General features: G+C 52.6%; 18 protein-coding genes. 1 reads left to right on the top strand and 17 read right to left on the bottom strand.

Annotation, left to right across the window (positions count from 1 at the left end; translation table 11 throughout):
• Positions 1-13: 13 nt before the first annotated feature.
• The 15 genes from rpe to thiD all read right to left on the bottom strand — a co-directional run bounded on the left by rpe (position 14) and on the right by thiD (position 17,022).
• Complete coding sequence (rpe, locus tag ACTQZS_RS04050; protein ID WP_441474704.1) at positions 14-697, bottom strand: ribulose-phosphate 3-epimerase; 684 nt, start codon at positions 695-697, stop codon at positions 14-16.
• A gap of 1 nt (position 698) precedes the next feature.
• Complete coding sequence (rsgA, locus tag ACTQZS_RS04055) at positions 699-1,580, bottom strand: ribosome small subunit-dependent GTPase A (RefSeq protein WP_441474705.1); 882 nt, start codon at positions 1,578-1,580, stop codon at positions 699-701.
• Positions 1,581-1,685: 105 nt separating this feature from the next.
• Positions 1,686-3,791 (bottom strand): Stk1 family PASTA domain-containing Ser/Thr kinase, encoded by a 2,106-nt coding sequence (gene pknB / locus ACTQZS_RS04060; RefSeq protein WP_441474706.1) that lies wholly within the window; start codon positions 3,789-3,791, stop codon positions 1,686-1,688.
• A gap of 25 nt (positions 3,792-3,816) precedes the next feature.
• Positions 3,817-4,539, bottom strand: coding sequence for a Stp1/IreP family PP2C-type Ser/Thr phosphatase (locus tag ACTQZS_RS04065; RefSeq protein ID WP_441474707.1), 723 nt, complete (start codon positions 4,537-4,539; stop codon positions 3,817-3,819).
• Between the two features lie 2 nt (positions 4,540-4,541).
• Positions 4,542-5,612 (bottom strand): 23S rRNA (adenine(2503)-C(2))-methyltransferase RlmN, encoded by a 1,071-nt coding sequence (rlmN, locus tag ACTQZS_RS04070; RefSeq protein WP_441474708.1) that lies wholly within the window; start codon positions 5,610-5,612, stop codon positions 4,542-4,544.
• Complete coding sequence (gene rsmB, locus ACTQZS_RS04075; RefSeq protein WP_441474709.1) at positions 5,613-7,136, bottom strand: 16S rRNA (cytosine(967)-C(5))-methyltransferase RsmB; 1,524 nt, start codon at positions 7,134-7,136, stop codon at positions 5,613-5,615. It abuts the gene before it with no gap.
• The gene (locus tag ACTQZS_RS04080; protein ID WP_441100954.1) at positions 7,129-7,836 is read right to left on the bottom strand and encodes a zinc metallopeptidase; all 708 of its coding nucleotides are present in this window, start codon (positions 7,834-7,836) and stop codon (positions 7,129-7,131) included. The genes rsmB and ACTQZS_RS04080 overlap by 8 nt, the downstream gene beginning before the upstream one ends.
• Positions 7,837-7,999: 163 nt before the next feature.
• Entirely contained in the window at positions 8,000-8,938 is a 939-nt protein-coding gene (gene fmt / locus ACTQZS_RS04085; protein ID WP_441474710.1) for a methionyl-tRNA formyltransferase, read from the bottom strand.
• 73 nt (positions 8,939-9,011) lie between these two features.
• The gene (gene def / locus ACTQZS_RS04090; protein ID WP_441100956.1) at positions 9,012-9,521 is read right to left on the bottom strand and encodes a peptide deformylase; all 510 of its coding nucleotides are present in this window, start codon (positions 9,519-9,521) and stop codon (positions 9,012-9,014) included.
• Between the two features lie 149 nt (positions 9,522-9,670).
• Positions 9,671-11,905: a replication restart helicase PriA gene (priA, locus tag ACTQZS_RS04095; RefSeq protein WP_441474711.1), complete on the bottom strand. Its 2,235-nt coding sequence runs from the start codon at positions 11,903-11,905 to the stop codon at positions 9,671-9,673.
• A gap of 25 nt (positions 11,906-11,930) precedes the next feature.
• Positions 11,931-13,457, bottom strand: coding sequence for a UDP-N-acetylmuramoyl-L-alanyl-D-glutamate--2,6-diaminopimelate ligase (locus tag ACTQZS_RS04100; RefSeq protein ID WP_441474712.1), 1,527 nt, complete (start codon positions 13,455-13,457; stop codon positions 11,931-11,933).
• 629 nt (positions 13,458-14,086) lie between these two features.
• Positions 14,087-15,043 (bottom strand): DMT family transporter, encoded by a 957-nt coding sequence (locus ACTQZS_RS04105; protein WP_441474713.1) that lies wholly within the window; start codon positions 15,041-15,043, stop codon positions 14,087-14,089.
• Between the two features lie 75 nt (positions 15,044-15,118).
• The gene (locus ACTQZS_RS04110; RefSeq protein ID WP_441474714.1) at positions 15,119-15,409 is read right to left on the bottom strand and encodes a hypothetical protein; all 291 of its coding nucleotides are present in this window, start codon (positions 15,407-15,409) and stop codon (positions 15,119-15,121) included.
• 201 nt (positions 15,410-15,610) lie between these two features.
• Positions 15,611-15,862, bottom strand: coding sequence for a glyoxalase (locus ACTQZS_RS04115; protein ID WP_441100963.1), 252 nt, complete (start codon positions 15,860-15,862; stop codon positions 15,611-15,613).
• A gap of 353 nt (positions 15,863-16,215) precedes the next feature.
• Positions 16,216-17,022 (bottom strand): bifunctional hydroxymethylpyrimidine kinase/phosphomethylpyrimidine kinase, encoded by an 807-nt coding sequence (thiD, locus tag ACTQZS_RS04120; protein ID WP_441474715.1) that lies wholly within the window; start codon positions 17,020-17,022, stop codon positions 16,216-16,218.
• A gap of 349 nt (positions 17,023-17,371) precedes the next feature.
• On the opposite strand from thiD, the gene ACTQZS_RS04125 reads away from it, so the two are divergent.
• Positions 17,372-17,896 (top strand): nitroreductase family protein, encoded by a 525-nt coding sequence (locus ACTQZS_RS04125; RefSeq protein ID WP_441474716.1) that lies wholly within the window; start codon positions 17,372-17,374, stop codon positions 17,894-17,896.
• 182 nt (positions 17,897-18,078) lie between these two features.
• Here ACTQZS_RS04125 and ACTQZS_RS04130 read toward each other — a convergent pair whose 3' ends face one another.
• Both ACTQZS_RS04130 and ACTQZS_RS04135 read right to left on the bottom strand, forming a co-directional pair.
• Positions 18,079-19,512, bottom strand: coding sequence for an MATE family efflux transporter (locus ACTQZS_RS04130; RefSeq protein ID WP_441474717.1), 1,434 nt, complete (start codon positions 19,510-19,512; stop codon positions 18,079-18,081).
• A 151-nt stretch (positions 19,513-19,663) separates the two neighbouring features.
• Positions 19,664-19,885: a hypothetical protein gene (locus ACTQZS_RS04135; protein WP_441100967.1), complete on the bottom strand. Its 222-nt coding sequence runs from the start codon at positions 19,883-19,885 to the stop codon at positions 19,664-19,666.
• Between the last annotated feature and the right edge of the window lies 1 nt (position 19,886).

The following is a 19,886-nucleotide window of genomic DNA, read 5'->3' on the forward strand; positions in this document are numbered from 1 at the left end:
TTCAGTCCGTGACTCAGCTGCCTGATATCTCCTTCTCATGAATCCGTTTCATCAGATCGGATGCATTTTTCGCGATATCGCCGCGGAAAACAGCCGATCCGGCCACAATCACAGACGCGCCGGCGTCCAGAACGGTATCAATCGTGGAAGCATTGATGCCGCCGTCAACCTCAATGGGAAGATCCTGATACCCGGCCTCATCCAGCTTCCGCCGCAGATCACGAATCTTCGCCGTCATTGACGGTATATATTTCTGTCCGCCGTATCCCGGATTCACGGTCATGATCAGAACCATATCCACCTTATCCAGCACATAATCAAGCACCTGCAGCGGTGTCGCCGGATTCAGAGCAACCCCGGCCTTCATTCCGCTCTCATGGATATGCTGAAGCGTCCGGTCCAGGTGCGCACAGGCCTCTGCGTGAACGGTAAACATATCCGCGCCCGCCTTCGCGTAATCGTCCACGAACCGGTCCGGCTCGGTCACCATCATGTGAACATCAAAGAACATTTTCGAAACAGGCCGGACCGAACGGATCACGACATCACCGAAGGAAACCGGCGGCACAAACTGACCGTCCATCACGTCAATGTGAAGCCATGGTGCTCCGGCGTCTTCCAGGATGCGTACCTGTTCGCCGAGTTTTGAAAAATCCGCAGATAAAATAGAGGGGCTAAGTCGGTAAATTCTAGTCATGTCAGTATCTCCTTTTCTTCATCTCACGCAGTTCTTCATAAAACCTGCAGTAATTGTCATATCTCTCCTGAAAAATTTTTCCATTCTCCACCGCTTCCCGGACACCGCAGTCCGGCTCACGTATATGAGAGCATCCCTGAAAACGGCAGTTCGGCTCATATTGTGCAAATTCCGGGAAATACTTCTGAAGCTCCTCCGGTTCCATCTCCGGAAGATCCAGCGAGGTAAATCCGGGTGTGTCACAGAAGTAGGTGTCCTCCCCCAGAGCAATGAGCTGCGAATGCCGGGTGGTATTTTTTCCTCTTCCGAGCTTCCGGCTGAGCTCCCCGGTCTCCATATGGACCTCACTCTGCATAAGATTGGTGAGCGTTGATTTTCCGGCTCCTGAGGGGCCTGCCACAACGGTCGTCCTCCCCTTCAGACGGCGGATCACCTCCTCCGTCCCCTCCTGCCTCTCCGCGCTGATCAGAAGGACCTCATACCCGCAGGACACATAGATATCCCGCCAGTGAGACGCTTCCCTGCTGTCCGCAATGTCCTTCTTGTTGAAGCAGATGAGTACCGGAATATGCTGCCTCTCCATCGAGATCAGAAACCGGTCCAACAGCCCGGATTCCGGATCCGGACTTTTCAGCGCAAAAAAAACCAGAGCCTGGTCCACACCCGCCACCGCCGGACGGATCAGCGAATTCTTACGCGGAAGGATCCTCACTACATTTGCCGTCCGCTTCGTCTCATCAAGCACCTCGATCTCCACCCGGTCCCCGACCAGCGGCTTCATCTTCTCTTTTCGAAATATTCCCTTCGCCTTGCATTCGTATTCGCCTTTTTCGGTTTCTACATAATAGAAACCGGCGATTCCTTTAATGATTCTCCCTGTCATTCCTCACATCCTGCCGATTCTCTGATTACCGGAAACAGAAAAAGGCTGTACACCGCCCGGGATCTCTCCCGGTCAGCGCATCAGCCTGTATCTTTTTCCTGTCTGTCAGCTCTCCTCCTGGAAGGTTACATTCGGATACTTCGCGATCAGCGTACCATCCTCATATACATTGATCACACCGGTCTCACCGGAAGTGCTCTCGATCGGAGTACTGTACGTTCCGCCATTCCATGGGTCCGAGCCCTCGTAAATTGTTGTGGTCTGGTCGCCCTGTACCAGCTCGAGCTTAACGGTTCCGCCATTGTATCCGGACGGCTGGGACAGCGGGCTGTAGCACACATACTTCTTCGCGGAAGTGCTGCTGGTGCTGCTCAGCTTATTGATCGTCAGTGTCACACTCGATCCTGCGTCCACAGATGTGCCGACATCCGGGCTCACGGCAAGAACAACACCGTCCGCCTGTGTCTTATCCTCAGATTCCTTTTCCTTGTAAGAAAGCCCCATGGAATCCAGGGTAGATTCCGCATCTTCCTTTGACCATCCGACAACAGAAGGAACCTGCACCTTGTTCGAGTCATCCTCTCCCTTGCTGACGGTCAGTGTCACCGTGCTTCCTGCAGCGACGCTGGTTCCCTCTGCGGGATCACATGAGATGACATAACCCACATCAACGGAATCGCTGTAGTCCAGAGAAACCTCTACCTGAAGGCCCACTCCCGTCAGCAGATCCGTCGCCTGCTGCTGCGTAGCTCCGGTAATACCGCTGGGCACCGTGACATCCGCCTTTCCTGTGCTGACCGTAACATTAATTGTTGTTCCGGGATCAACCTTCGTACCCGCCTCAATCGACTGGGCCATGATCTGACCCTCGGAGTAATCCTCCGATGTCTGCTCATCGGTCTCACTCACACCGATTCCAAGCTTGTTTGTCGCCTGCTGTGCCTCCTCCAGTGTCATACCGAGAAGCTTCGGAACCTCCACCTGAGAATCCGAGGACGAAGAGGAGCTCTCCTCTGACGTACTCGCTGAGGTTGCCGCCGCGGAACTGCTGCTCTTGGAGGAAGATCCTCCGAAATGGAATACCCCTGCCATATTGCCGATGACAAGAATCAGAATCACGATAATGATCGCGCCGACGATAAATCCGCCGATCGTGATTGCCTTCTCCAGCTTCGTGCTTCCGGCATCCTCCTCATCGTCATCATCGTCATCATCGTTATAATGATCCAGGTATTTCTTGCGGCGCTCATATCTGTCGTCGTCATCATCGTCGTCATCGCCGCGAAGCGTTCCATTGTTCATGCCGCGCCGTATCTCATTCATTTCATGGTCGGTCATCTTCACGGTTGCCGCGTGAGAAGCCAGAGGCGCAATCTGAACAAAATTGCCCTGAGGGTCGATCAGCGAACGCTTCAGGTCATCGATCAGCTCACCGACATTCTGATAGCGGCGCTCCGGATTCTTCTGTGTACACTTCAGAATGATCTGCTCCAGGGAATACGGAAGATCCGGCGTGTATATTGACGGCGGAACAATCTCCTCCTGCAGATGCTTGATCGCAATCGCAACCGTCGTATCGCCGTCAAACGGAACCCTTCCGGTTACCATCTCATACATCGTGATGCCAAGTGAATAGATATCGCTCTTGGCGTCAGAGTAACCTCCCCGAACCTGCTCTGGAGAGCTGTAATGCACCGATCCCATCACATTGGCCGTAATGGTATTCGAATTGATGGCCTTGGCAATACCGAAATCGGAGAGCTTCACCTTTCCGTCGGTTGAAATCATGATATTCTGGGGCTTGACATCCCTGTGGACGATTCCCACATTATGGGCAGCCTCCAGACCCAGAGAAACCTGAATCGCGATACTGGTTGCTTCCTTTACGCTCAGTTTTCCCTTCTTTGCGATGTAATTCTTGAGCGTGATCCCCTCGATCAGCTCCATGACAATATACTGAAGGCCCCTGTCCTCACCGACATCATATACATTTACAACATTCGGATGGGAAAGCTTGGCAGCCGCCTGAGCCTCCTTCTGGAATTTCGCTACAAAACTGCTGTCCTCACGGAACTCCGCCTTCATGACTTTGACCGCGACGAGACGATTCAGTTTTCTGTCCTGAGCTTTATAAACATCCGCCATACCGCCATATCCGATTCTGGACATGATCTCATAGCGTTCGCCCAGTATAACTCCCTCTTTTAACATAACACTCTCACCTCGTTTGCTCTGTTCATGCCTCTACCACAATGACAGCGATGTTATCCCGTCCGCCGTTCGCGTTAGCCTCATCAACCAGAACCTGCGCCTTATCTGCTTCTGTATCTTCACCCTTCAAAATTTCGAAGATTCTCTGATCCTCGACCATATTGGATAAGCCATCCGAACACATCAGGATCTGGTCCCCCGTATCCAGTTTTACATCGAAGAAGTCAATCTTGACATCCTCATTTGTTCCGACCGCTCTTGTAATTATATTCTTGTCCGGATGATTTCTGCCCTCCTCCGGTGTCAGTTCTCCAAGGCGAACCATTTCAGCAATCAGAGAATGGTCCTGCGTGATCTGTGTCATGGAATCGCTTCCCGCCAGATATAGCCTGGAGTCTCCGACATTTGCGATGTACGCATATCCGCCGACCACGGTGCATACCACCATTGTCGTTCCCATGCCAGCCATAGACGGATCATTTCTGGACTGAGAAAAAACCTCACGGTTTGCCGCCTCGATCGCATTCCTCATGACCTTTACCGGATTGAAATTCTTATCCTTGCGAACGGTCTCGACCAGTACCGACACCCCATATCGTGATGCAAAGTCGCCGGCATTATGTCCGCCCATTCCATCCGCAACCACAAAAAGATTCGGCAGATTGCCCACCGACTCCTCTGAAGTAAAGATAAAATCCTGATTCATATGTCTTTTCTGGCCGATATCGGTTGCAGAAAATACCCTCATGCCTAATTCTCCTGGTTACTGTCAATATAACTTTTGCGCAATTGTCCACAGGCACCGTCGATATCAGCGCCCATTTCCCTTCTTATAGTAACATTAATCCCGTAATTTTCAAGTTTATTTTGAAAATTCAGAACCGCCTGACGGCCGGAACGGGCGAAATGGCGCTCTTTTACCGGGTTGACCGGGATGAGATTCACATGACAATTGAGCCCCTGGAGCAAGCCTGCCAGCTCAGCGGCATCCTCCTCCGAATCGTTCTGTCCCTTCGCAAGCGCGTACTCAAACGTCAGCCTGCGTCCTGTTTCCGCAAAATAATAACGGCATGCGTCCATCAGCTCCCGGATGCTGTACTTGTTCGCGACCGGCATCAGCTTCCTTCTCTTCTCATCGTTCGGAGCATGAAGGGAAATCGCGAGGGTAATCTGAAGATCCTCTTTCGCCAGCTGACGGATTCTCGGAACAATTCCGCAGGTCGACACCGTGATATTCCGCTGGCTGATATTCAGCCCCTCCTCTGCGCTTGCGAGACGTACAAAGCGAACCACGCTGTCGTAATTCTCCATGGGCTCTCCGCTTCCCATAATGACGACATTGGAAACCCTTTCCCCGGTAATCCTCTGGATCTGATAGACTTGCTCAAGCATCTCCGACGCGGTAAGCGAACGCACCAGACCGTCCAGGGTGGATGCGCAGAAACGGCATCCCATCCTGCATCCAACCTGGGAAGAAATGCAGACGGAATTTCCGTGATGATATTTCATCCAGACGCTCTCGATCACATTCCCGTCATTTAATGCAAACAGATACTTTCTCGTTCCGTCAATCGCCGAAACCTGCTCCCGGACCGCTCTCAGTCTCGTCAGCGGATACTCCTGTCCCAGTTTCTCACGGAGCTTCAGAGAAAGGCTGGTCATCTCGTCATAGCTCTCCACCCGCTTCTGATGCATCCAGGAAAAAAGCTGCGCCGCCCGGAACTTTTTCTCCCCGAGGCTCTGCATGCACTCCTCCAGTTCCCCAGGAAGCATTGATTTAATATCTGTCACGCCCTGCAATTTTTCCTCACTGCTGATCATTTAAATCCTCCCGACCCTTGTCTCTCCGCCGGCCGAACAACTCTCCCGGCCGGTTTCTTCTCCGCCGGCCGCAGCTGTCTTCCCGGCGCCTGCTTCGTTTGCGGCATCCGCAGCGTTCTGCTTCTTCTCCTGCTTCCGGCTTCCCTCCAGTTTGCGGAACCTCGCGAAGAAGAATCCATCGCAGTGATGAATGCCCGGAAGCAGCTGCACAAAGCCCCTTTCTGCGGTTTTTCTCAAGCTCTCGTCTGCGAGCAGCTCGTCCGGCAGAATATCCGTAAGTCCGACGCTCTCCAGCGGGAATCTGTCCAGAAGCCATCTTACATTGTCCTCGTTCTCGGTCCTGGCGATGGTGCAGGTGCTGAACAGCAGAATTCCTCCCGGACGCACATACGACACAGCGTTTGTCAGAATTTTTCTCTGAAGAGCAGCGAGCTCCATTTCCTTCTTATGAGAAGCACGGTATTTGATATCCGGTTTCTTGCCGATGACACCGTAGCCGGAGCAGGGCACATCCGCGATGACCACATCGGCTGTCCCGAAGCGCTCCGGAAGTGGAACGGAGGCATCCTGCACCTCTATTTCAATATTTTTCACCTGACAGCGATCCACATTCTCCCGTATGAGAGCTGCCTTCGCTTCCGTGAGATCACCGGAGATCACCTTCCCCGTGCCTTCCATCAGATCAGCCGCGAGCAGGCTTTTCCCTCCCGGAGCTGCACAGAGATCGAAAACCAGATCCCCCGGACGGATCCCCGCGCAGCGGACCGCAAGCTGTGAGCTCACATCCTGCATGAGAAACCCGCCATCTTCAAATGGTAAAAGCTCCGCGGGATTTCCCGCATTCTTGAGATACCAGGCATCCGGCACATAAGGAGCCTTCTCCAGCTCCACCCCCTCTGTCTTCAGTTCTCTCACGACATCTTCTGCCCCGGCATATAATCCGTCTTCCTTCCGTTTCCGGACACGGATGGTTACCTCGTTCTGCTCAAGAAATCCGCGGCAGATGTCCTCCGTTTTTTCAATGCCGAACGCATTGATCCAGTCTGACACCAGCAGCTCCGGCATCGAATACCGGACCGACAGACACCGGACCGGCTCTTCCATCGGGGGATAAACGATCCTCTCCGGATGCCTCGAAATATTCCGCAGCACCCCGTTCACGAATCCCTTCAGACCGGAAAATCCCTTTCTTCCCGCAAGACGTACACTCTCGTTTACCGCAGCGGAATCCGGCACCGAATCCATGAACTGCAGCTGATACACGCCCATCCGCAGGATCTCCCGGATCACCGGCTTCATGTGCTCTGTCTTTGTTTTTGAAAAGAGATTCAGAATATAATCAAGACGGATCTGATATTCCAGCGTTCCCTCCGTCAGACGAAGATAAAAGGCACGCTCCTGATCCGACAGCCACCCGTAGCGCTGCAGAACGTCCCGGATGACGAAATGGCTCTGCCGGCCATCCTCCCGGATGGCGAGCAGAGTCTCAAGCGCCAGTTCTCTGATATTGATTCTCTCAATCACGTCTACGGCTTCCTCCTGACAAAATGATCATCCTCAGCAGATACAAAAGGGACGCGCATACTGCGGCAACATAGGTCATCGCAGCCGCGATGAGAACCTTTCTCGTATCGGAGAGTTCCCGTCCCTCTTCCATTCCCATCGTTTTCAGCTTCTGCATAGCCCGGTGAGACGCGTTGAATTCTACCGGAAGCGTCACAAGCTGGAACAGCAGTGCGAGGCAGAACAAAAGGATGCCAATCTCCGTCAGAATACCGGACTGGAATACAAGGCCGATGAAGAACAGGATCCACGAAAAACGCGAGCCGAAATCAGCAGCCGGAACTAGTGCCGAACGAATACGCAGCGGCGCATAGTCTTTCGCATCCTGAATCGCATGACCGCATTCATGTGCGGCGACGCCAAGCGCCGCTACCGATGTACTTCCATAAATCGATTCCGACAGATTCACCGTCTTCGACCTCGGATCATAATGATCCGTCAGACTTCCTCTGACGCGGCGCACCTGAACTCCGTAAATACCCTCGCTTTCAAGAATTCTCTGCGCCACTTCCGCCCCTGTCATGCCATATGAGCTTCGAACCCTGCTGTATTTCCGGAACGTGCTTTGCATGGTCGTCTGAACAATCAGCGAGAGTACAAACGCAAGAATGACAAGAATATAAGTCCAGTCAAAATACAATCCGTATCCGCCGTAGTACATAGGAGAGCCTCCTCTCTTGATGCGAATGAATCCCGGCTGTCTTCCGGGAATCCTCTCGTTAATAGGAATCCCGGCAATTTTCCGGGAACCATCTGTATCTGTATAAAACCCGGTTATTCCCCGGGAAAATCTGTCTCTGTATTATACCCGGTATAACACCCTGTTATTCCCCGAGAACGGTCCCCGTCTTCACACTGTGTCCGCGCAGAAAATCCGAAGCTTTCATGCGCTTCTTTCCTTCCAGCTGAAGTTCCGTGATCCGCAGTGCATTTTCACCGGTCTGAACGAGCAGGCCGCTCTCATCCGCGGCAAGTACCGTGCCGGGCTTTTCCCCGGATTCTCCCGTTTCAACCTGACTCTTCCAGATCTTCAGTCCTTTCCCCTGCAGGGAGGTGTATGCGGCTGGCCAGGGATTCATTCCTCTGATGAAACATTCCAGCTTCCTGGCCGGAAGCGACCAGTCAATTCTTCCATCCTCCTTGCTGATCATACGCGCGTATGCGGTCGGGCTTTCCGCCGGCTGTTTCACCGGATGAAGCTCGCCCTTCTCCACCTTTGGCAGCGTTTCCACCAAAAGCTCCGCCCCCGCCTTCGCGAGTTTGTCAAACAGCGAGCCGCCGGTCTCCTCTTTCGAGATCGCCACCTCGACCGACGCCAGCATGTCACCGGTATCCAGTCCCTCGTTCATCTGCATAATCGTTACTCCGGACTTTTCTTCGCCGTCGATGACCGCCCACTGAATCGGCGCCGCTCCACGATATTTAGGAAGCAGAGACGCGTGTACATTCAAACATCCGTATTTCGGCAGTTCCAGGATCTCCTTTGGAATAATCTTTCCGTATGCTGCCACCACGATGACATCCGGCGCAAGCTCCCTCAGCGTCTCCAGAAACTCCGGATTGTTCCGCAGCTTCCGCGGCTGGAACACCGCCAATCCACGCTTCAGAGCAGCTGCCTTGACGGCGGTAGGCTTCAGCTCCTGCTTCCTTCCCACCGGCTTGTCCGTCTGGGTGACAACACCCGCAATCTCATACCCCGCATCCGCGATCGCATTCAGTGTACCGACCGCAAAATCCGGCGTGCCCATAAATACAACTCTCATAAATCACCTCATCACTTTCTGTCTGCGTCATACACAGCGCAGATTGCAATTTCTCAATCCACCGGCAGCCGGATTAAAGCTCATCCTCCGGTGCTTCCTCTTCATCCTCTTCATCCTCTCCCTGATCCACCGGGTGAATCGGCTCGAGCGCGCGTGACGGATACATAATGCCGTCAAGATGATCAAACTCGTGACAGCAGGCGCGGGCAAGGAGACCGTCAGCCTCCAGCTCAAACGGCTCCATATTGATGTCGAGCGCCCTTACCTTTACATGTTCGGGTCTCGTGACGAGCGCGCACATCCCGGGAATGCTCAGGCAGCCCTCCTCACCGGTCTGCTCACCGGACTGCTCGATGATCTCAGGGTTAATGAACACGTAGGGATGCTCACCGTCCACGTCGATGACACACAGCCGTCGCAGCACCCCGACCTGCGGGCCGGCAAGGCCGACGCCGTACGCGTGATACATCGTCTCAAACATATCCTGAATCAGAATCTTTGTCCTGAGATTCATCTTCTCAACCGGTCTGCATTTCTTTGTGAGAATCGGATCTCCCTCTTCTCTGATCTTTCTGATACCCATAATCTATTTCTCCTTCATATATATAAATCTGCTGTGCTCCCGCTTCCCGCCGGCAGCCAGCTCATACATAAAAGCCAGCCCGGCTCCTGCCTCCCGACGGTGCGCAGTCAACGCATGATTGCCGGAAAACGTGGTCAGATGCCCTGCGCCTACGCATTCAGATCATACTGAAACATCATCCGGTTAAACCCGGAATTGATTTCAATGAACTTCTCCGCCAGTCTTCTGAGCCGGATAATCCGCTCCTCATCCGGTTCCTTTACATAAAGTACCTGCCGGTAAATATCCTGTATCTTCCGGATATTCTCGGGAGCAGGTCCGATAATCACCGTATCCCTGCTCTGATTGCGAATCAGATACCTCTTAAGGTGCCCCATCGCAACAACGAGTCTCTGCTCGTCCGCACAGGACCCGTGAATCGCCAGAAGATTGCATGCCGGCGGATAATGCATCATCTCCCTCGCAAGCATTTCTTCGTCATAGAACGCATCGTAGTCCTGCTTCGCCGCTGCCCGAATGCTGTAGTGATCCGGATGGTAGGTCTGGATATAAGCCTCTCCCGGAAGATCGCCTCTTCCGGCGCGGCCCACCGCCTGTACCAGAAGCTGGTACGTCCGCTCCGCCGCTCTGTAATCACTGACAAACAGCGAGAGATCGGCTGCGAGAACGCCCACCAGAGTAACCCTTGGAAAATCATGTCCTTTCACGATCATCTGGGTTCCGACCAGAATATCCGCCTCGCCTGAGGCAAAGGAGCGCAGTATTCTGGCATAGCCGTCCTTTTTTCTTGTGGTATCCGCATCCATACGAATGATACCCGCCTCCGGGAAAAAACGGTGAAGCTCCGCCTCGACCTTCTCTGTTCCTGCCCGAAAGCCCCCGATATACGGAGATCCGCACGAAGGGCACCGGCTCACCTGGCCGATTTCATAGCCGCAATAATGGCACACCAGCTTGCCGTTTGTGTGAAATGTCAGAGAGACATCGCAGTGCGGACATTTGATCACCTCTCCGCAGGATCTGCAGGAAATAAAACCGGAATATCCTCTCCGGTTCAGGAACAGGATCGTCTGTTCCTTCCTCGCAAGTCGCTCACTGATCGCCTTTCGGAGAGCTTCACTCAGTATGGAGCGGTTTCCGTGCCTAAGTTCCTCTCTCATGTCTTCCACATGGACCGCAGGCAGATCAGCATTTCCGTAACGGCTTTCCAGAAGAAAACCGGCGTAACGGCCCTCTCTGCACCGGAAGACGGAATCAACCGAAGGAGTCGCGGATCCGAATACCACATGGGCGTTCTCGATCCTCGCTCTCTCCAGCGCGGTCTCTCTTGCGTCATACCTCGGCGCATTTTCACTGCGGTAAGAAGATTCCTGCTCTTCATCGATGATGATCAGGCCAAGCTCCGGGAACGGAGTAAAAAGGGCAGACCGCGGACCGATCACGATCTGCGCCTCCCCCTTCTTCAACCGTTCGAACTGGTCATACCGTTCCCCTTTTGACATCTTCGAATTCAGAATCGTAACGGCATTCCCGAAACGGCTGCGAAACCTCTTCACATTCTGCCAGGAAAGCGCGATCTCCGGAATAAGCAGAATCACCTGCCTTCCCTCTTTCAGCACTTTCTCCATCAGATCCATATAGACAAGGGTCTTTCCGCTCCCGGTCACTCCCCGGATCAGACACGGGCGGTTCGCTCCCTCCCACTCTCTGAGAATACCGCTGCACACCCGGCTCTGCTCCGCCGTCAGAATACAGGGTTCTTCCTTCTCCTCCGGTTCCTGCAGATCATCCGGAGTTCTCGTAAGATCCGCGCTTCTCACGGAAATCACGCCCTCACGTTCCAGGCTTCTCAGACTCTCCGGAGTGATCTTCAGCGTTCCTGTCACATAGCTCTTCTCAAGCTCGTTTGTCTTCAGCAGCGCCGTCAGCAGCCGGACCTTTGCCGCGTAATGGCGTCTTGTATACTGTTCCAGAAGAACTCTCGTCTTCTTCTCCGGCCACACCAGCGAAACCTCTTCCCGTACCGCGTGCTTTTCCTTCTCACGCACCGGAAGAACCGTCTTCAGGGCATTGTTCAGACTGGAGCCGTACGTCGTCTTCATCCAGAGCGCCAGCTCAATAAGCTTTGACTCAATCGTAACCCGGTTATCCGGCACTTCAAGGATCGGCTTGATACGGTCCCTTGCAATTCTCGGTTCAGTTCCGATATTGAGCACATATCCCTCCGCCGACCGTTTTCCGTTTCCGAAGGGAATCCTCACGACGCACCCGATCCGGACCTTATTCTCAAGCTCCGGAGGAATCCGGTACTGGTAGGAACGATCCATGCTCGCCTGTGTGACATCCACGATCACATCCGCATATCTTTCCTTCTCTAAACTCACCTGCTGCTCCCCTTGATCAAACGTCTCAGCCCTGATGAATGGTATACTCCCTGTCCCTGATCTCTCCGCCTGCCTTCAGCGTTTCCGCATCTCTGTCCAGAATCTCCCGGATGATAACGCGCTCGTCCATGGGATATTTTTTCCCCTTGATGATCTGATAGTCCTCATGGCCCTTACCCGCAAGGACGATGATATCTCCGGGTTCTCCGTGATGAATCGCCCATGCAATCGCCTCCCGGCGATCAATGATCGTCACGTACCGGCCATCTGTCTTCCGGATACCGGTCACGATATTGTCGATGATCGCCTGCGGCTCCTCATTTCGCGGATTATCCGACGTAATAATCGTCAGATCTGCCATTCTGCCGGAAACCTCTCCCATGGAAAATCTTCTCTCGGGATCGCGGTTACCGCCGCATCCGAACAGACAGATCAGTCTCGACGGATGATATTCACGCAATGTCGAGAGCAGACTTTCCAGCGCCATCGCATTATGCGCATAATCGATCATGACGGTAAAATTGTCAGATACATGTACCATCTCCACCCTGCCCTTCACTTTCGCATGGGTCAGAGCGTCCATGATTGCGTCCGGTGTCACGCCAAAATGATGGCAGACGGCGATAGCCGCCAGAGAATTATACACGGAAAACTTGCCGGGAATATCGATTTCCACCGGAATATTGACGATTCCGCTCGCCTCATAGCGTATTCCCAGTCTTCCTCTCTTGCTGAGCATCATGGCATTGGAGGCTCTGAGCGAGGCATTGCTGTCAAATCCGTAAGTCTCCAGCTTCTCGCAGGTATTGCCCTCGACGATCTGCTCATAATGGCGGTCATCACGGTTGACGATACCGATCCGGCACTGCCGGAGAAGCTTTTTCTTGCACTCCATGTAGTCCTCAAAGCTTTTGTGCTCATTCGGGCCGATATGATCCGGCGCGATATTGGTAAAAATACCGAAGTCAAAATAGATTCCCGCCACACGGTCCAGCATCAGCGCCTGAGACGACACTTCCATCACCACACTGTCAAACCCGGACTCAACCATCTCCGAGAAATACTCATTGATCAGATATGATTCCGGTGTCGTATTCTCCGAAGGAATCACACGCTTTCCGGTGATGCTCTCAATCGTTCCGATCAGGCCGCACTTGTGGCCGGCCGCGTTCAGAATCGACTGAATCATGTAACTGGTGGTCGTCTTCCCCTTCGTTCCCGTGATACCGATCGTCGTCAGCTTCTTCGCCGGATGATCAAACCACTCCGCGGAAATCAAGGCCAGTGCATACCGGGAATTCTCGACCCGAATCACCGTCACAGAAGACGGAACTTCAACTGCGTCCTCCGCCACAATCGCGCACGCGCCCTTCTGTGCAGCAACCGACGCATACTTATGACCGTCAGATACTGCGCCCTTGATGCAGACAAACAGGAAATTCTCCTCCACCTTCCGGGAATCATAAGCGACTCCCATAATTTCTCTGTCTTCACTGCCCTGAATCACCTCATATTTCAGTCCAGCCAGCAGCTGTCTCAGATTCTTTTCCATTCTTCACTCTCCTTATATTAAACCAGCAATATCCGCGTGATGTTCCGGATATTTACCGCAACGAGATAAAACACGCTGCGCGAGTTTTATCTCGCTATCGCGACGCTCGCCGCACACGAATACTTCGCATTCGGCTGCGGCTCACTGTTCGCGTAAATAAAAAACACTTTTCATCTCACACCGGCAGGATTGCGGGAGTGCGGGGCACGAAGCAATCCGCAGCTTACACCATATGTGGCGTCCTTGCAGAGCATCCCGGTTTATGTGAAGGACACAAAAACTCAAACTAAAGAATACCATATTGCGTCCGATACGTAAAGAAGCACCGGCGGAATTCCGTTTCATCAGAAAAATCCTGCCGGTGCTTCTTTAAATGAGGGGGAGATAGTGAGTGGTTAATCAACTATCTGTGTCTCATCATACGGAACAGATGTGTACAATCTGTGATCGTCTTCATAAAAAAGTATAAACTCCGCTCTATATTTTTTTAAGCAAAGAATCGCCTGATATCCCCATTGCCAACGCAGGGGGCAGTACGATTGGTAATGTAACCGATGCATTGCCCGAATACTTGATCTCCCCATTGCCAGCGCATGGGGCTGTACGGTGGCATCTGATAAACCATATCATCACGCCTGATCTCCGCCGGAAAACGCATGGTTCACAACCACGATTCCAACGCTGACCAGCACAAGGGCCAGCAGCCCGCGGAGGCTGAATGCCTGATTCGACTCTCCGAGAAGAACCGCTGACAGCAAGACACCGATGACCGGGTTGAAAAAGCCGAAGACCGCGATCCGGCTAACCGGATTAGCGGCAAGGAGCATGCTCCATATCGTATACGCAGCCGCAGATATAAAAGCCATATACAGAAGCAGCAGAATCCCCGCCGGATGAACCCTCAGTCTGCCTCCCGCAAAAAATCCGCCAGCCGCAAGTACAACGCCGCCAAAAAGGAACTGATAGCCCGACATCGTAACCGGATTTTCTCTCCGGGCACATCTTTTAATATAGGAAGAAGAAAACGCGGCCAGGATGGTTGAAATCAGAATGAAGCCTTCTCCGGCGAAGGTAAAGCCCAGCCTCGCTCCGCCTCCGGACGGAAGCTGAATCAGCAGAACCCCTGCGAACCCAGCCACACATCCCAGTATCTTATTCCAGGTGAGATGCTCCGTCCGGAAAATCAGCGCGGCAATCAGGATCGTAAAGAAGGTATTCGCCCCCTCAATGATAGACGAACTCACTCCCGTTGAATGGGCGAGTCCGATGTAAAAGAAGAAATACTGGCCGATGGTCTGCATCAGAGAGAGGCCCATCACCGGCACGATCATCTCCTTTTTCGGACGCAGCGGTTTCTTCTGCTGCAGGCTTCCGGTCAGGAGAACCATCAGCCCCGCAATGGCAAACCGTACTCCGGCAAAAAAAATCTGCCCCGCGGTGTCCGAGGCGGCAATGTCAAACATCCGGTAGCCGATTTTTATACACGGAAAAGCACTTCCCCACAAAAAGCAGCTGATAAATGCCAGGAGGATAATTGCCGGAACCGATGTCAGATCCAGTTTTTTCTTTGTGTCACTAACCCTCATTCTGTTGTCTTTCCTTCCTCTTTGTCTCAGTTATCCTCATTTTGTCTTCTCTTCCTCTTTTTATGGCAGTTATTCTCATTCTATCTTTCCTTCCTCTTTTTCTCCGCTTCCATCTCTGTCCGGCATATCCTCACCGACCGGAAACTCGCGGAAGAAGATCCCCATCACCAGAAAGGAGACTGCCGGGGCTGTAAAAGCAAGCACATAGATCAGCCTTCCCGCCATGATTCCCGCAAATGCTCCCGCGATGCCAAGGCCAATTCCAACTGGGAGGAACAAGAGACTCAGCCGCCGCAGCTGCTGCGCGCGGGTCAGGTGATCCTTTTTTCTCTTTCCGGACTTTTTTTCTTTCCTGTTCCTCTGCATGGCTTACCTCCTGATCCATAAAGGCACAAAAAAGACATTCCCATCGCGGTATAATAAACCGTCGGACAGGACTGTCTGCTGCATATCATCTTCTGTTTGTTACGATTCCCGGATATACTTAAGTTCATATCTCCTCGATATTCATACGTTCGCATCTCTTAGATTTTCTTAAGTTCGTATTTCTCCGGTATTCTTAAACTCTCATCCTTCTACAATCAGGAATCTGCCGTCACCGATATTGAAGACCTCCGCCTCTTCGAGCGGATCTCCCTCAAGATCAATGCCCTCCTCCTCAAAATACTGGCGAACCTCATCCCTGGAATCTACAACAACCGCGCAGACATCCTCCAGGAAGTACTCCGCCTCTTCCTCTGAAGAAGCTACCGGTTCCGGGAATAATCTGTCCTGATTTTCAAGAAAGCATTTCAACACTGCCTCATCATAATCCTGCATAGTAAACCCCCATGCCCCACAAGCGGGGCGCCACAGACTGTATCAGCTACGGATTGCTCCGTGCTTTGCGTTCCTGCAATCCTACATGTGACCGGCTTCGTCGGTCTGTCGCGGCGTTTGCCTCATTGCTTCACACCTTGTGTGAGCGGATGTGGCTCACTGCCCGCGCATATTCACGTTTTCGCCGTGTTTCACACGGCTTCACACTCATCCCTCTACCAGGTATGAACGGGATAAATTCCGTAACCTATCAGGGACGGATACAACATGTAATTTATAGCCGGATACAACACGTAATTTATAATACAAACGTATCGAATCAGACTCCTCATGTCAAGATTATTTCTGCCTTTTTATGGAAAAAATGACGTTTTTTTCAGACAGAATGCGTGATCCAGAGGGCCGCTTCCCTTTCCAAGATCAAGCATGGCAGAAAGCGCGCCCGTCAGATAGTCCTTCGCCTTCTGCACCGCGTCATACATCGTGCTGCCTTTTGCAAGATTTGATGCGATCGCGCTCGACAGCGTGCAGCCGGTTCCATGGCTGTTCGGATTTTCAATCCGTTTTCCGCTGAACCAGTAAATCTCACCCTGATCAATCAGAAGGTCATCCGCGTTCCCCGCGATATGTCCTCCCTTCACCAGCACAGAGCAATGATAGCGGCTGTTGATCTTCCTCCCGGCACGGACCATATCTTCCCTGTTTTCAATGGAAATGCCCGACAGGATCTGTGCCTCCGGAATATTCGGCGTGACAAGGGAAGAAACGGGAAGCAATTCCTCTGTCATTGCCTTTACCGAATTCTCGTTCGCCAGAAGAGACCCGGTGCTTGCTGCCATGACCGGATCTACGACCACATTTCGCGCCCCGTAATACCGGAGCCTGTCACTGATGACATGCAGCAGCGCGGCCGACGGAACCATTCCGATCTTCACGGCATCCGGAAAGATATCTTCAAAAACCGCATCAATCTGTTCTTTCAGGAATTCAGGAACTGCCTCTTGAACCGCTCTCACCCCGGTGGTATTCTGTGCCGTCATCGCCGTTATCACACTCATGGCATAGACACCGTTTATCGTCATCGTCTTCAGATCCGCCTGAATGCCGGCACCCCCGCTGCAGTCACTTCCCGCAATCGATAAAGCTGTTTTTCGTTTCATATGCTCAACCTCCACTTTGATTCGCTGTTTCCCCGCCAATGTCAGACATCTCTTCGTCTTCCCAAGACTATTCAGAGAACCCCCAGACTATCCGCAGACCCCAGAATATCCGCAGGATCCCCAGACTATCCGCAGACCCCCAAGAATATCCGCAGAATCCCCAGACTATCCGCAGAACCCCTTATCGTAATGATCTCTGCATTATGCTATAATAGCAGTGGTTATACGTATCCAGATCATAGCGGTTATATGTATCCAGACCATATCGCAGCAAACGGTCATGCTGGCTTAACTCCGGCATACCGAGACACATTCTGTGTATACTGTGTAAAACAAGGAGGTTACCATCATGGAATTGAAGAAGGCAATGAACAACAGAAAATCAATCCGCTCCTATAACGGAAAACCCATTACCGACGCTCAGCTTGCATCTATACTTACAGCTGCGTATGAATCACCAATCGGAATGGGGAAATATGACAGCATCCACCTCACCATCGTGACAAACAAAGAGCTTCTGGACGCCATCGACAAGGCGGGCGCAAAATTCTTCGGGAATCCGTCCATGCACCCGCTCTACGGCGCACCGATGCTGATCGTCGTTTCCTCCAGCGATCAGGGCAATGTGGCAAGTGCCAACGTAGCCATGATTATCGAGAACATGTCCCTTGCCGCTGTAGAGGAGGGCGTTGGTCACTGCGATATCTACGGTGCCACCTACGCACTCTCCCAGGATCCGGCGATCGTCGCGAAGCTGAACCTGCCGGAAGGCTTCACTCCCACCGGTTCCATTATTCTCGGCCAGACCGAAGCCGGATATTCCGACCGCGAAATCCCGGAGAAGCATAAGTTCTCCTGCAACACCGTCGACTGAAGCCAGCTGCCGGCCGTCTCTCCAAAGCGGCCGGACACTGTATTTTCCAGAAGCACAGCCGGCGGATGACATCTGCCGGCAGCAAACGAGATAAAACACGCTGCGCGAGTTTTATCTCGCTATCGCGACGCTCGCCGCACACGAATGCTTCGCATTCGGCTGCGGCTCACTGTTCGCGTAAATCAAAGTCCGTTTGCGTCTTTCGCCGTTTCCGCGCCCGCAAGATTCCGGATCCACGAATAGGTTGATACCTTGTGCGTCACGGTAAAGCATTTCAGGATCTGATCCATGTTCAGCCAGAGCACCATCGCCCAGAACGGCCAGCCGAGCACGAAACAGCCGACCAGGCCCATCGGAATCACGACAATCCAGCTGTATACAATATCGCTGATCATAGAATAACGGGTATCCCCGCCGGCGCGGATGATTCCCATCTGCTCCGGCATCTGGAAAGACATGCCGATTGCAATAAAGGCCTGTATAGTCATCTGCGTCAGCGCATAGGAATATGCCGTATCGGTCAGCTTATACAGAGACAGCACCGGGTACCGGAGTGCCAGAAGAATCACACACGATGTGCAGCCGACCACCAGGAAAATCGCCTGGAGCGAATGCACCATCTGTCTGAGCTTCCTGATTTTCCCGCTCCCAACGGTTTTGCCCACATGCACGCCGGCGGCAGACGAGGCGCCGACCGGTATCATCTTGACATACTGAAAAAAGGTTCCGGCGACTCCGGAGGCTGCCAGCGCATCACTGGAGAGATGACCGAAGATCACGGTCTGAATCGCCACCGCACTGGCAAACACAATGGCGGAAACCACACACGGAAGCGCCACCTTCAGATAATTCTTCAGGATATCTCCGTTCACCCGCATCATCTTCCGGAGATCCAGACGAAGCGGGACGTTCCGGCTGAACCGGCAATAGAACACAAGCACCACAAGCCCCGTCAGATTCGCAATCAGCGTACCGATCGCCGCGCCATGAATTCCCATCTCCGGGAAACCGAATTTTCCATAAATCAGGCAGTAATTGATTCCCGCATTGATCACAAGCTCCAGGCAGGAAAGCAGAAACGCAATCCGTACAACCTGAACGCTGCGCAGCGTTGACAGGATCAGATTCGTCACGATAAAGATCAGATACGTGTACCGGATGATCGACAGATAAGAGACTCCCATCCGGATGATATCCGGATCATCGGTAAAGATACCAACCATACGGTCCGGCGCGACGAACGCAGCTGCCGTCAGAGCCGCTCCCGCAAGTATCCCGCACAGCATCGCCGTGCCGGAGATTCTCTGAATCATCTCCGTGTCTTTTTTTCCCCAGTACTGGCTGGAAAGAATGACAATTCCCTCGCCGAGTCCCATGACCGTAAACTGCTGCAGAATGTACTGAATCTGATTGCAGGCAGCTGCGGCGGACAGCGCTGTCTGACTGTAACCGCCAAGCATGATGTTGTCAGCCACATTTACCGAATAGGTAATGATATTCTGGAAGACGAGAAGCGCCATCATGACAAAAAAAGATTTGTAAAACTCTCTGCTGTGCAGAAAGAAGCCCATATCCTTCTTCTCACCGCTCAGCGCTGATCTGCCTTCACCTCTCATGATTCCTCCACACCCCGTCAATCACATCAAATCCTGTCATTTTTGTCCTCCTGCCTCTATACAGAATGTGGCACGACTTATCGTATGGCCGTTTACCGTATAGGTTTTGGGTATGCTTTCTCAAAGCAATTCAATTAACCTCTCATCTTCTTTATGTCATCACACTGATAATCAATGCGATCGCCCCGACAATCAGGATAATCGCGAACATAAACAGCCCAAATCCGAATACTGTTGCCGCAAGTCCCGCCAGAACCAGCCAGCCGAAAATGCCCAGAACTCCGCCAAGGATCTTCCCGACAGCATGCAAGATAATGCCTGTCAGCTTAAAAAGTCCGATCACGATCAATATCAGCAGCAAAAGACCAAACATT

This window comes from Bilifractor sp. LCP19S3_H10, assembly GCF_052119185.1.
Lineage (GTDB): Bacteria > Bacillota > Clostridia > Lachnospirales > Lachnospiraceae > Bilifractor.